8 protein-coding genes are annotated in these 13,675 nt (G+C 50.3%); 5 read left to right on the top strand and 3 right to left on the bottom strand.

Annotated elements, in window-relative coordinates; genetic code table 11:
• Positions 1-103 precede the first annotated feature (103 nt).
• Both Pan241w_RS10120 and Pan241w_RS10115 read left to right on the top strand, forming a co-directional pair.
• Entirely contained in the window at positions 104-3,028 is a 2,925-nt protein-coding gene (locus Pan241w_RS10120; protein ID WP_145214585.1) for a valine--tRNA ligase, read from the top strand.
• A 160-nt stretch (positions 3,029-3,188) separates the two neighbouring features.
• Positions 3,189-3,593 carry a bifunctional nuclease family protein gene (locus Pan241w_RS10115; RefSeq protein WP_145214582.1) on the top strand — a complete coding sequence of 135 codons (405 nt, stop codon included), beginning with the start codon at positions 3,189-3,191 and terminating at the stop codon, positions 3,591-3,593.
• A 91-nt stretch (positions 3,594-3,684) separates the two neighbouring features.
• Here the strand turns inward: Pan241w_RS10115 and Pan241w_RS10110 are convergent, their stop codons facing one another.
• Positions 3,685-4,635, bottom strand: coding sequence for a sugar phosphate isomerase family (locus tag Pan241w_RS10110; RefSeq protein WP_145214579.1), 951 nt, complete (start codon positions 4,633-4,635; stop codon positions 3,685-3,687).
• Between the two features lie 495 nt (positions 4,636-5,130).
• Between Pan241w_RS10110 and Pan241w_RS10105 the strand changes: the two genes are divergently transcribed.
• From Pan241w_RS10105 to Pan241w_RS10095, 3 genes are all read left to right on the top strand, one after another.
• Positions 5,131-6,333, top strand: coding sequence for an efflux RND transporter periplasmic adaptor subunit (locus Pan241w_RS10105; RefSeq protein WP_198000446.1), 1,203 nt, complete (start codon positions 5,131-5,133; stop codon positions 6,331-6,333).
• A 62-nt stretch (positions 6,334-6,395) separates the two neighbouring features.
• Positions 6,396-9,560 (top strand): efflux RND transporter permease subunit, encoded by a 3,165-nt coding sequence (locus tag Pan241w_RS10100; RefSeq protein ID WP_145214572.1) that lies wholly within the window; start codon positions 6,396-6,398, stop codon positions 9,558-9,560.
• 162 nt (positions 9,561-9,722) lie between these two features.
• Positions 9,723-11,012, top strand: coding sequence for a hypothetical protein (locus Pan241w_RS10095; protein ID WP_145214570.1), 1,290 nt, complete (start codon positions 9,723-9,725; stop codon positions 11,010-11,012).
• 63 nt (positions 11,013-11,075) lie between these two features.
• Here the strand turns inward: Pan241w_RS10095 and Pan241w_RS10090 are convergent, their stop codons facing one another.
• Together Pan241w_RS10090 and Pan241w_RS10085 are read right to left on the bottom strand one after the other, a co-directional pair.
• The gene (locus Pan241w_RS10090) at positions 11,076-12,215 is read right to left on the bottom strand and encodes a 3-oxoacyl-ACP synthase III family protein (RefSeq protein ID WP_198000545.1); all 1,140 of its coding nucleotides are present in this window, start codon (positions 12,213-12,215) and stop codon (positions 11,076-11,078) included.
• A 475-nt stretch (positions 12,216-12,690) separates the two neighbouring features.
• Positions 12,691-13,638 carry a hypothetical protein gene (locus Pan241w_RS10085; RefSeq protein ID WP_145214567.1) on the bottom strand — a complete coding sequence of 316 codons (948 nt, stop codon included), beginning with the start codon at positions 13,636-13,638 and terminating at the stop codon, positions 12,691-12,693.
• Positions 13,639-13,675: the final 37 nt, after the last annotated feature.

The raw sequence follows: 13,675 nt of genomic DNA, 5'->3' as shown, positions 1-13,675 counted from the left end.
GATCAGCCGCCTTCCGACATGGAACCCGCACATTTGTTCCGTTGTCGGTAATAGGCTATTCTCCTGTAAACCAGGCCTTTGAATTAAGACCCCATCAGAACCAATGACCGAATCGCTTGAAAAACAGTATAACCCTGCGAGTGCACAACAGAAGTGGTATCAATACTGGGAAGAGAAAGGCTATTTTCACGCCGAACCCAACCCGGAGAAAAAGCCGCACACGATTATGATCCCGCTCCCCAATGTCACCGGGGCGCTGCACATGGGACACGCACTCAACGGCACACTGCAGGACCTGATTACCCGCTGGCGCCGCATGCAGGGATATGAAGCCCTCTGGATGCCCGGAACGGATCATGCCGGCATTGCGACTCAGGCGGTGGTCGAACGGCGGATGAAGGAAGAAGAAAATCTCACACGTCACGACATCGGCCGCGAGGCACTCGTCGAACGGATCTGGACCTGGAAAGATCAGTACGAAAAACGAATTCTGAACCAGCTGCAAAAGCTGGGCGCCAGTTGTGACTGGGAACGAACGCGTTTCACACTCGATGAAATGTGCTCCAAAGCTGTCCGCCGCACCTTCCTGAAACTCTTTGCAGACGGTCTGATCTATCGCGGACAACGCCTGGTCAACTGGGACCCGTTCCTGCAAACTGCAGTCGCTGACGATGAAGTCTTTTCTGAAGATGTCTCCGGTCAATTCTGGACCTTCCAATACCCGGTCGTCGACAGTGACGAACGCATTTCCTTTTCCACCACGCGCCCCGAGACCATGCTCGGCGATACCGCCGTCTGCGTGCATCCTTCGGATGAACGCTATACGAACCTGATTGGGAAAAAGGTACGCATTCCTTTAAACGACCGTGAAATTCCGATCATCGCCGATGCGCTGCTGGCAGATAAAGAGCTGGGAACCGGTGCCGTCAAAGTCACTCCAGCACATGACCCGAATGACTACGCCTGCGGATTACGCAACGATCTGGAACTGATCAACATCCTGAATCCCGACGGCACCATGAACGAAGCCGCCGGTGAATACGAGGGTCTTGATCGCTACGAAGCACGCAAAAAAGTCGTCGCGGATATGGACAAACTGGGTTTCTTCATCGAAGTCGAAGATCGACAGATTCCAGTCAAACACAGCGACCGCTCAAAAACCCCGATCGAACCATATCTCTCCGATCAATGGTTCGTGAAAATGGATACGCTCGCGCAATCGGCCATTGATGCGGTCGAAGATGGACGCGTTCGCTTCTTCCCCAGCCGCTATTCAAAAACTTATCTCGACTGGCTCAAAGAAAAACGGGACTGGTGTATCAGCCGCCAACTCTGGTGGGGACATCGGATTCCGATTTGGTATTGTGAAACCTGCTCTGAAGCAGGCCTCAATCAGGCATTCGGTGATCGCTATGACGTCAGCTTCCGCCGCGATGATGCAGATACCTGTTGGTTGATCTGCAGTGAAACCGATCTGACGGGCGATGAACTGGGCTCGGAGCATCAATTAGTTCAAGATGAAGACGTTCTCGACACCTGGTTCAGCAGTGCCTTGTGGCCACACGCCACTCTCGGTTGGCCCGATAAGAATCCGGACCTGGATTATTTTTATCCCGGTAATGTCCTTGTTACCAGCCGCGATATTATTACTCTCTGGGTGGCCCGCATGGTGCTGGCCGGCCTGTATAACATGGGCGATGTTCCATTTAAGCACGTTTGCATTCATCCGAAAATTCTGGATGGATTCGGGCAGACCATGTCCAAATCCAAAGGCAACGGTGTTGACCCGATGGACCTGATTGACAAGTATGGTGTGGATGCGGTCCGATTTACGATCGCGTCTTTTGCCGGCGAAACGCAGGATGTTCGACTGCCCGTTGGTTATGAAGATCCGGAAACCGGTGAAGTCGTTCCGCAGACACTGGAACATCAGACCACGATTCCTGCCGGTGGCGAAAAACCTCGCATCAAATTTCCCAAGAGTGGTAAATCGTATCAGTACACGAGCCCGTGGTTTGATCCTGATCCGGGTGAAAAAGTCGCCCGTATTGTGAGTGAGCGTTTCGAGTATGGCCGAAACTTCTGTAATAAACTCTGGAATGCCAGCCGCTTTGCGATGCTGAATCTGGAAGGCTACACCCCTGCTCCACTCGATGAAAATGATCTGACAATGGAAGATCGGTGGATATTAAGCCGCCTTTCCAGCGTTGCCGAAGAAATGACAACCGTTTTAGGTCGTTACCAGTTTGACGTAGCCACTCGTGCCATTCGCGATTTCACCTGGAATGAATTCTGCGACTGGTATCTCGAAATGATCAAGCCTCGTTTGTGGGACGAGAAGCAGAAACCGGTCGCGCAGCGTGTGCTGGTTGGTGTACTTGATTCGCTGCTGCGGTCGCTGCAACCGTTTGTGCCATTCATCACCGAAGAACTCTGGCAACGTTTGAATGAGATTGCGCCGGAACGCGGTTTATTCACACCCGAGCAAGCTGCCGAAAGCATCATGATTGCTCCCTGGCCGGAGCCGCCACAAGGCTGGCAGGATTCGCAACTGGAAAAACGCTTTGAACGACTGCAGGAAATGATCGTTGCTGTTCGCAATATTCGCGCGGTTTACAAGATTTCTCCCTCTACACCGCTCAAACTGTTCTTACGTTGTGAAGCGAATGTCGCCGATGATATGCAGAATGTCGCCGGCCAGTTTGATAATCTGGCCAAAACACTGCTGGAATCGGCAGGAGCCGACGTAGAGCGTCCGGGTGGATCAGCCACATTTTCCCTCAACGATGTCGACGGTTTTATCGCTTTGAAAGGGATCATTGACCTCGATGCGGAACTGGACCGACTGAAGGGAGAAGCGGAAAAGCTTCAGAAACACATTGAGGGCAGTGAAAAGAAACTGGCAAATAAGAACTTTGTCGACCGGGCGCCCGCCGATGTCGTGGAAGGGGTCAAGGAAACACTGGCTGGTCTGCAGAAACAATTAAAGAGTGTCCAGGACTCGATGGATCAGCTGGGGGAGCAGTAATCTCGCTTTCCAGGGGCAGTTTCATCGAGATTCTGTTGTCCGGGTTTTCCCCGGTGTATAATGATCTAAAATGAATCCAGACGTTTTGATACCCGATATTCAATCTCATTCTGGTTAACGCGACTCTCTGTTTGAGAGGGACTGACCTCAGGAGGTTCTCTTGCTAGTTGAAATGGAGTTGTCTCGCATTATTATCAGCGAGATTGGTGATCAGCAGGTGATCTACCTGCGCGAGGTAAATGGCGAGCGAATCTTTCCGATTTTGATTGGAATTTTCGAAGCCACCACCATTGATCGACGTGTGAATCAGGAGTTCGCGCCACAGCGTCCTTTAACGCATGACCTCTTGAAAAACACCATCGAATCATTGGGGGGCACTCTCAAAGATATCGTCATCACGCATCTGGAAGACCACACCTACTATGCCGTGCTGCGAGTTGATCAGGACGGCGAGCTGGTTGAAATCGACAGTCGTCCCAGCGATGCGATCGCTCTCTCCATCCACTATGATCCCCCTCTGCCGATTTATGTGCATGAATCTGTCCTGGAACAGACTGCAAAATAAACTCAGATTACAATCTGAAAACGAAAAAAGGGTCACCTCAAACTGATGCGAGGTGACCCTTCTCTTTTTTCAACTCAACGGAGAGCTCTACCTAGTTACATTCCGCCACCAGCGGACCGGCGAGTTCATCCAGAATAATCAGGCGACCGGGCTGAGTCGTCATATAAGTGGAAGGAATCCAGCTGGTCGGTTCGTGTCGTAACGTCATCCAGACACTCATCCCCTGCCACTGCATGCCCCTCGAAAAGATTCCATCACAGCCGCCAATGATCTTGTCGGCGTTCAGAAAACAGCCGGGACCAATTGTGTTGGCGTATGCGGGAACCAGAGTCGTGCGGCTCTTGAAACTGGTGACCGCATTCTGCTCGATCGTCAGCGGATGCAATTTCGCACCGATACGGTGCGTTTGTGCTTTCCACTCTTCTTCGGAATTGAATTCGCCGGCAAAGTGCGGTTCCCAGAACGCAATATGACAGACGCGGCCAATTCCAAAAATCACTCCCAGCTTGGCACCGGCTGACTTCAGTTCACCAATTTTTTCCGCATAAGTCGGCAACACATCGGCTGTCGCGAAGTGCCTTTGATTTTCCGGAACTGTCAAATCGCCCAGAGGACCATAGAAGGCTTCCTGCATCGCGTATTGGAAAGCCCCCGGATTGTTTGCTGGCAGCGTATTCCCATCGGCATCGCTCCACTCATCCATATTGAAGCCATAAACGTGATCGCAGGAAACGCCCCATTCTTTCAGAAAGAAGACGGCCCAGCGATACATGCCCATTGGTCCTACGGGCAAAATCAGAGCCAGCTTCTCGCCGGCATCGCGTGACTGTTTAATCGTCAACGCAATTTCATGCCCCATAATCGTATCGAAATCGGTCACACTTCCGCACATTACAGGCTCAAAGCCTTCATGCCACCAGGACTGGCGGTCTGTAATCGATGTTGGGTCGGCACTCATACATTGATCAATTTTGGCCAGATCCCAACCGGCTGGAAAATAACCTTCCATCATCGAACCGGCAATTGTACTCATTAAATCCATCGTTTTCCCCTTCTCAAAGCAAATTCACAGGTTTGTCAAACTGTGTAAAATGTCAAAAATCAATAATTTCTAACGATTGTTGCAAAATTCGGCTACAGGCGTGGATTTTAGCATAGACAGTCCTTGAAAACAGGAACCAGACGGTAACGATTTCACAAACAAAAGAATAATTAAACAACGGCTCTCAGATAGACAAACATCTTGAATTCTCTAGCCGATATAGTTCTAATAGAGTGGCTGAGTTGATTGTTCTCACGAGCTTTCAATCCTGCCTGAATAGAACCTTCCTAATTAACCGAATAGTTTATCTTTACGATAACGTCGACCTGCCTGATTGATCAACAGAGACCTCTCTGCTGTCATAAATCAGGGGCTTTTATAAATAAATATCCAGACGTCCTCAGTTTGAGATTGATCGCGTACTTGATTGATCCGATGGATATTTTATTGAACACTGCCCCTGCTGCGGTTCACACAACCGGAGATACAAAAAAGATGAAAGTACTGATTGCACCAGCCTGTACGGCAATTGCCATGGTGATTGGCTGGTTTGTTTACGAACAGTCTCTGCAAGACACCAAAACGGCCCCCAAGACCATCATCACTGAACCCATCGCGGTGCAGGTGACGCGCTCCACCCAGAAAAATCTCGAGAAGCGAATCACTCTGGTTGGCAATCTCGAAGCCGGTTCCCAAGTCGAAATCCGGACCCGCTACAGCGGCTATATTAAATCGATGCCCTTCGATGTCGGCGACCAGATCAAAGCCGGTGAAGTCATTCTCGAACTGAATGACTCAGAAAATCAGGAGCTGGTCAGCAAGTCCGAAGCGGCCCTCACTGTAGCCAAGGCACAGCTCAAAGCGCAGATCACTTCTCAGGAACTGGCGCAAAAAGCATATCAACGTTTGCTGGTGCTGCAGAAGTCAGGCGTGAGCACAAAACAGCAGATGGAAGAGGCACTCGCCAGCATGGCCATCGAAGAAGCCCAGACCGAGCTCGAAGAAGCACGCGTCGAACAGGCCGAATCAGACCTGGAGCAAAGCCGCCTGCGGTTGTTGGAGAATAAAATTCTGGCACCCACCAACGGATTTCTGGCAGAGCGTCTTGTTGATATCGGCGATCTCGCGAAGCCCGATGTCGCACTCATGAAAATTGTCAATCTGGATCATGTCCGGACTGTGGTCCACATCGTTGAAAAAGATTATGAAGATGTCAAAATCGGGCAGAAGGCCGTCATCACAGTCGACACCTTCCCAGGCAGAACATTTAACGGACATGTGAAACGCAAAGCCCCCGTGCTCGATCCCCAGACGCGTACGGCCGCTGTTCATATTGAAATTCCTAATAGTGATTTCTCGTTAAAACCAGGTATGCACGCCCGTGTGCAAATCGTGTTCGAACACCGTCATAAAACGAATGTCCTGCCGATCGCTTCCCTGACCCGCCGAAAAGACGGTCCGGGATCAGCTGTCTTTATCATCGGGGGAAATCCACCGATCACAGAAATACGGAACATTGAGGTCGGCATCAATGACGGTGAACTGGTTGAGATCCTCTCCGGAATTAACGCGGAAGATCTGGTTATTACACTGGGAAATCGACTGGTTGATGAAGGCCAGACGGTGACCCCGATTGAGGTCCCCATGGACGAGGTTCTTCAAGCACCATCACCCATACCGCAGAAAACGAATTTGTGATCAGGCGGATCCCATTTTCTGTGTGACAGCATTACCGCTGTTAAATCATTGAAGAATCATTTATGTCCCTGACCCGACTGGCAGTCCAACGCCCGATTACAACACTCATGGCCTCTCTGGTACTGGTCATGCTGGGTTGTGTTTCCCTGTCGCAATTGGCAGTGGACCTGATGCCGGACGTTCAGAACCCCAGCGTCAGTGTGATTACGATCTACAAGGGTGCGGGCCCTAATGAAGCAGAAACGCTGATCACCCGCCCCATCGAACAGACACTCAGCTCTGTCTCTGGTGTTGAGAATATCCTCAGCAGCAGCATGGAAGGCAGCAGCACTGTACGTCTGCAGTTCCAGTGGGGCACCGACCTGACACTCGCGATTAATGAAGTCCGGGATGCGCTGAATAAACTGAGAAACAGTCTCCCCGAAGGAGCCGAAGATCCCTATATCCGGCATTTTGATGTCGCTGATAGCCCGATTATCTATCTCGGCTTAAACAGTGAACTCGATCCGATCACCTTGACGCGGCTGACCGAAAACCAAATCATCCCCCAATTTGAACAGTTGGAAGGCGTCGCCCGATTACGCATGCGGGGCGGCATTATCCGCGAGATTCAAATTCAGCTGGATCGCAGCAAGCTCGAATCGCTGAATATGGGCGTGAACGAAGTCATCAATGCTTTGAAAAAGGAGAACATCAATCAGCCTGCGGGAAATTATGAAGAGGGTAATCTCAACCTGCATATCCGCAGTCAGGGAGAATTCACCAGTCTCGAACAAATTGAAGATACGGTCGTCCGGGAAGCTTCCGGTGCCACCGTTCATGTCCGGGATATTGCCGAAGTCGTGGATGGAGAACAAGAACGTACCGAGTTGACCCGCATGAATGGACAGCCGGGAATTCTATTGTATGTCTATAAACAATCCGGAGCCAATACGATCAGTGTCAGCGACCGGGTACAAAAACAGGTCGAACGCATCAACAAATCCATCCCGGATGTGAATCTGAGCATCCGCGTGGATAAATCCGAGTTTATCAGGCAATCCATCGCCAATATCCAGGAAGCAGCCCTCTACGGTATGGGTCTGGCAATTCTGGTCCTGATTGTTTTCCTGAGAAGTTTCCGCAGCATGCTGGTCATCGGTGTCTGCATGCCGCTGTCCGTCCTGGCGACCTTTATCCTGATCTACTTCCAGGGATTTACGCTGAATATCATCTCGTTCGGCGGTCTGGCATTGGGAGTTGGTCTGCTGGTCGATAATTCCATCGTGGTTCTGGAAAGTATCTTCCGTAAGCGGGAAGAGGGACTCGATCCCGTCACCGCTGCTATTGAAGGCACCAATGAAGTCTCTGCGGCGATCATCGCCAGTACGCTGACGACGCTGATCATTTTCCTGCCTCTGGTCTTTATTCAGGGAACGACCGGAATCCTGCTGCATCAGCTGGCCTGGGTGGTTTCGTTCTCTCTGATCTGCTCCCTGTTTGCCAGTCTGACACTGACTCCCGTCATGAGTGCCTACTGGATCCCTGATGAAACAAAAGTGGTCCACGCACGCTGGTCCAGACCCTGGTTTGCGGTCATTGATGCCTTTCATAAAATGAACCACAAGTTATTGTTGTTACTCGAACGGGTTTATGGCCGAATCCTGCGTTTCAGCTTAAAACATGCGACCATCACTGGCTTCCTGCTATTGCTCTGTTTTACAACAACACTCGGCTTATCCCCGCACATCAAGACAGAATTTCTCCCCAAAACAGACGAAGGAGCCATCAACGTCTTTTCACGGATGGCAGCCGGCATTCAACTGAGAAAGCTCGATCAGCAGACACGCATTCTGGAAGAGGCAACCATCAGTTCCGTTCCCGAAGCAGTCACCATTGCCTCTTTTATCGGAGACAGTGCTGATGATGCCGACCGTTGGAACCGCACGACATTACGCATCAAGCTTTCGCCGCGCAGCGAACGAGAACGGGGAATTGATGAGATTCGAAAATCACTCGATGATGCCATCGGTCCGATCCCCGGCATGAAGGTCCAGGTCAAAGCACAGACCGAGATGATGCTGATGCGAATGATCAGCCGAGGTGGCAGCGGAGATCTTGTTGTCCAGGTCGCTGGGCACAACCTGCAACTTTCACAAAAAATTGTCGATCAGGTCGTGGGTGTCATGAAACAGATTCCCGGCTTAATCAATGTCGAAGCAGAAATCTCAGATAAACGCCCTGAGCTGACTGCTTCGATCGACCGGAAAAAAGCCGGTTTGCTTCAGATCAGTGTGCAGGATATTGCACAAACCCTCGAAACTACGATCCAGGGTACCGAAGCCACCCTCTATCGTGAGGAAGGTGATGAATATCCGGTCATGGTTCGCCTGCGTGAAAAAGACCGCGACCATCTTTCTGATGTTCAACAGGTCGGCGTCACCACAGCCACCGGTCGAACGATCCCACTCAAAAACCTGCTGCAGTTTGATGCCGATGAAGCACCGGTTGTGATCGAACGACAGAACCAGCAGCGAGTGCTCCGCGTTTTTGCCGATGTCGAAGGCAGGGACCTGGGAAGTATCGTTCCCGAACTGGAACAACACCTCAATTCCATCCAGATTCCTTCCGGGTACTCCATCCGAGTCGCCGGCGACTGGGAAGAACAGCAAAAAAGCTTTAACGCACTGAAGCAGGGATTCGTGCTCGCCATCATCCTGATGTATATGGTCATGGCATCCCAGTACGAATCTTTGCGAGATCCGTTTTACATTCTGTTTTCCGTACCGCTGGGCATGATTGGCGTCATCTGGGTTTTTGTTTTCACGGATACCACTTTGAATGTGCAGTCTTTCATTGGCATCGTGGTTCTTTCGGGAATTGTCGTGAACAATGCCATTGTGCTCGTTGATTATATCAATCAATTACGCAGACGATTTCCGGAAAAACCGATCACCGACCTGATTCTCCAGGCGTCGACCCGACGATTCCGGCCGATTTTGATGACCACGCTCACCACAGTCCTGGCAATGATCCCGATTGCCCTGGGCTGGGGCGAAGGAGGCGAATTACAGGCCCCTATGGCCCGTGTTGTCGTGGGTGGTCTGCTGGCTGGGACCATCATCACGCTTCTTGCGATCCCGTTGATCTACCAATCCTGTACATCGACTGTAAAAAAAGAAACGCAAGAAACTCAGCCAGCATCTGCTGAAACGAGCCTGCTCGCACAACAGGTAAAATCTACCTGAAATTGCTGGTAAACACAGTCTGCGATAGCATCAAATCCACCAGAGTGTCTATAATACGCGTCAAAAGGATTGTCAGGCATTTCGTCTTCGGTTCTTGAATTGCACACTGCAATCTGATCAGCATCTATCTCATCTGTGGGCCTCTGGATAATCATTCTGATTATGATGAATCAAAAACCTTCTCTCATATCTGAACCAATACCGTACAAAACGCTTTTTCCCTGGCTGCATCTTTTTCGCGTCTTTCGACTGGCTGTCGATTTTCAGAAAATTTTGCTGGCCTCGGCTGGACTGCTGCTGTTACTTCTGGGAAATCATCTGTTTAACAAACTTCCCTTCGCACCGCTGCAACAGCCGGGAAACATACAACAGGTTCAACCAAACATCCTGTTTCCGCCACAGACTCCCCAGCAGATGCTGCAACCACTGTCTGGCAGCAGTTTGCTTAGAGAAAACAGCTTCTCTGCGTTCGGTTTATTCAGTGATGGAACCTCGCTACTTGAGCCGATGTCTTTTTTTACCGAGCCTGTCGCAGCGCTCTTTCGTATCGACGCCAGCTGGAGCTCTCTGGCTTATGCCACGACACAACTGTTATGGGCCATTATCGTCTGGGCCGTGTTTGGTGGTGCCATCACCAGAATCGCCGCCATTCAGTTTGCTCAGGACGAGCACATTGGCTCCCGATCTGCCCTCCGATTCTCCCTGAAACGCATCCTGTCCCTGGTAAGTGCTCCCCTGCTCCCTTTTGCAGGATTGGGGTTTTTCTGGATCTTATGCCTGTTGATCGGCCTGTTCGGAAATATCCCTGATGCGGGCGGAATCATCGTCAGTCTACTCTGGGGTCTGGCGTTCCTGTTTGCCTTTGTCATGAGCCTGATTCTGCTCGTCACACTCGCTGGCTGGCCTTTGATGATGACGACGATCAGTGTTGAAGACAGTGACGGATTTGACGGTTTGAGCCGCATCTTCAGTTACCTGTTTGGCCGCATCTGGTATTTTCTCTGGCTCGTGATCGTCACACTCTGCTATGCCTCAATCTGTCTGTTCTTTGTACAACTACTCATCCAGCTGGTCTCTCATCTCTCCTTCTGGGGTGTGAGTTGGGGAATGGGCAGTAAACAGGCGAGTGAATTATTCCACCAGAATCAAAACACACTTGCTACCACCATTTCCATGGGTTGGGGATCAATCCTCAATATTCTGTTTACCGGGTTCGTGATCAGTTTTTTCTGGTCCGCGAACACCGTCATCTATTTTCTGCTGCGGAAATGTGATGATGGCACGCCTCTCGACCACGTCTACAATGCCGACGAAGATCAGGAACCGACGGACGAACTACCTCTGGCAGGGGTAGCGAAAGCGGGAGAGCCAGTCATTGAGCGACCTTTCACACCAGAAGAACCAGCCGAGCCGGAAAACCAATCGGAACAGGATACAGAAGAAACGTCCTGAAACGGAGCGGTCATCAAACAGATAAGACGGAATAAGCAAACAGGACCAGAGCGAATGTCAAGCTTACCAGCGGAACAACCCGGTTCCCCAGGCTAAGCCGGCTCCAAAGCCGCTCAGCAGAACAGTATCGCCACGGTTGATCAGGCCGGCGTTGAATGCTTCATCGAGCACAATCGGAATCGATCCCCCTGAAGTATTCCCATACCGGTCCAGGTTGTTGAATACTTTGTCCTTGGGAATCCCCAGTTGCTCACAAGCGGAGTCAATGATCCGGATATTTGCCTGATGCATCAAGAATAGATCCACGTCATGCACACTCATGCCGGTTTTGGTCAGCATCAGATCAATGGAATCGGCAACGGTTCGAACGGCCCATTTGAAAACGCTGCGACCATCCATGTTTAAAAAGTGACGTCCTTCTTGAATATCTTCTGCCGTCGCAGGATTCCGAGTTCCACCAGCGGGGCGATCCAGCAAAGAACAACCGCTTCCATCGGAGCCAGTCTGATAACAGGCCAGTCCCTGATGAGGATCTCCCTTGGCAAGCAACACGGCTCCAGCACCATCTCCAAACAGAGGCGCGACGCGGCGGTCTTCCGGATTGACGATGCGACTGTTGCAGTCTCCCCCAATCACCAGAGCCAGTTTACTGTTTCCTGTCGCCACATATTGTGCTGCAGTCACTAACGCATACATGAACCCGGCACAAGCAGCCTGTAAATCAATCGCAGGGGCATCCAGGCCCAATCGGTCCTGAACCAAGCAAGCAACCGAGGGACACTGAAAATCGGGAGTGAATGTGCCGACAATCAGCAAATCGATATCTTCCGGATTCACGCGGGCGGCACGAATTGCCTTCTGTGCTGCTTCATAGCACAAATCACTTGTCGCCATATCCGCAGGGGCATGCCGACGCTCCAAGATACCAGTTCGTTGTTCAATCCATTCCGGGTCAAAACCAAAACGCTCCTGCAGATCCTGATTCGTAACGACATTGTCTGGTACGTAAGATCCACTCGAAACAATTTGTACTCCCAACAATGAATTAGTTCGTTGACTAATCACCTGGCGACCACGCTTGCTCTCTATTTTTTTATTCTCAGGCGATACTTTGATCTGCTGATTCAGCAAACCGGACGCATCCAAAACCGACTCGAGGTCGTTTGACTTGACCTGATTTTTTGATTGATACTTTAAAGAAATCTTGTGCATGTTCCTGACATCCTTATTCAGCAATTGTCAAACTCTGAACCAAGTACAGAGTCCAACCTCCATTCAACACGAATCCCATCGTGATGCAGCACAATTCCACTCAACACAGAATCTTAACATATGAAAGAGCCTGTTATAAATGCAGATGCACTAAGTGATTACCAAAACGTTCCCGCATTAATAATCAATAAGCTATAAAGATTGGTTGTGAGAAAGGAAATGCTCGAATCCCACTCGTCATGATCAGTTAGGACAATTCCCCAAGTGACTGACAATGACCGCAAAGTATAGCGATTCATAAAATTGGAAACTAGCGAAATATAGAAAATTCCAGCTAAGGTATAATATAGGTAAAATCAACAGTCCTGCAAACAAACATAAACACCCATTTTCGCATATTTTACATCAAAAGTTCCGGCCATTCTTCCTAATTTCACATCCACTCGACCTTAAAACAGAGACTGATTCAGGCAACATCTTCATTCAAAGCCTGATTGGTTATCCGATAATTCATTTCGATCTCAAACGCGTGCTCCAGATCATAAGTCCGTTTGACTTCGACACTGATGCCGTACCCGCGTCTTTCCAGCACACGGGCTCGTACCGCCATTCCGAATTCAAAGGCACAGACGACCTGTAACTCCCCCTCTACTGGAGGAAATAGTCCGATATGCACAACGCAGACTTTCTGGTGCTTCGCAAACTCAACGAGAGTCCCGCCTTCGATCACTTCATATCCATCTGGATCCTGTGAACGATTCATCCACTGTGAGCAGTTTTCTCTGCTTTCCCCGGCTTCTGGCATTTCCTGAGCAGGATTAGCCTGTTCTAACAACGCTTCAAATAAGGCTTCGTTGTTCTCTTCAGTGTCCTGCAACTCAGATTCAGCAACGGACTGATCCAAATCAGGGAGATCAGATTCCTGTGAAATCAGATTGTCTTCCCCAGGCTTGCTAAATGGCAGACATTCGGGTTTCTGCCAGCTCGCACCCTCACGATCGATCACTTCCAACACGCCGGCGAAAGCCAGGAAATACGCCAGGCTGAAGAAGAGGATCCCCGTTAGATTCAGCCCGATCTGAGGCAAAACAGCCAGCATGCCGGCTAAGACTGGCAGCACCAGCGCCAGTGTTAAACCGCGCTTTTGACCGCTGGAAAGATTCGTGAGCCGAAAAAAGCGAATCACGAGCAGGGTCCCTGCTGAAACACAGGAAAGCAAACTGCCAATCGTCAGCAGAGGCAAAAAACTCTGCTCGATATGAATCAGGCCTGCTCCCCGCATCAGCACTAGGAAGCTGGCAAATAGAAGATTGCCGCCGATCAAAAAAAAAGGGAAGAGCCACCTCAACCAAGATGGCTTTCCCTGAACAGGTCGATCCTTGAACTGATTTTGATGTTGGTTGGTTTTATCCATGACGAGCATCCTCCATTCTGCCCGGCGAGAGTGACTT

Origin of the sequence: Gimesia alba, from assembly GCF_007744675.1 — a bacterium.
Classification (GTDB): domain Bacteria; phylum Planctomycetota; class Planctomycetia; order Planctomycetales; family Planctomycetaceae; genus Gimesia; species Gimesia alba.
This window is presented reverse-complemented; position numbering and strand designations above follow the sequence as displayed.

Coding starts and splice junctions, on each gene's coding strand:
- Pan241w_RS10120 (WP_145214585.1), top strand. CDS start 104: ATGACCGAATCGCTTGAAAAACAGTATAACCCTGCGAGTGCACAACAG.
- Pan241w_RS10110 (WP_145214579.1), bottom strand. CDS start 4,635: ATGGATTTAATGAGTACAATTGCCGGTTCGATGATGGAAGGTTATTTT.
- Pan241w_RS10105 (WP_198000446.1), top strand. CDS start 5,131: ATGAAAGTACTGATTGCACCAGCCTGTACGGCAATTGCCATGGTGATT.
- Pan241w_RS10100 (WP_145214572.1), top strand. CDS start 6,396: ATGTCCCTGACCCGACTGGCAGTCCAACGCCCGATTACAACACTCATG.
- Pan241w_RS10095 (WP_145214570.1), top strand. CDS start 9,723: ATGATGAATCAAAAACCTTCTCTCATATCTGAACCAATACCGTACAAA.
- Pan241w_RS10085 (WP_145214567.1), bottom strand. CDS start 13,638: ATGGATAAAACCAACCAACATCAAAATCAGTTCAAGGATCGACCTGTT.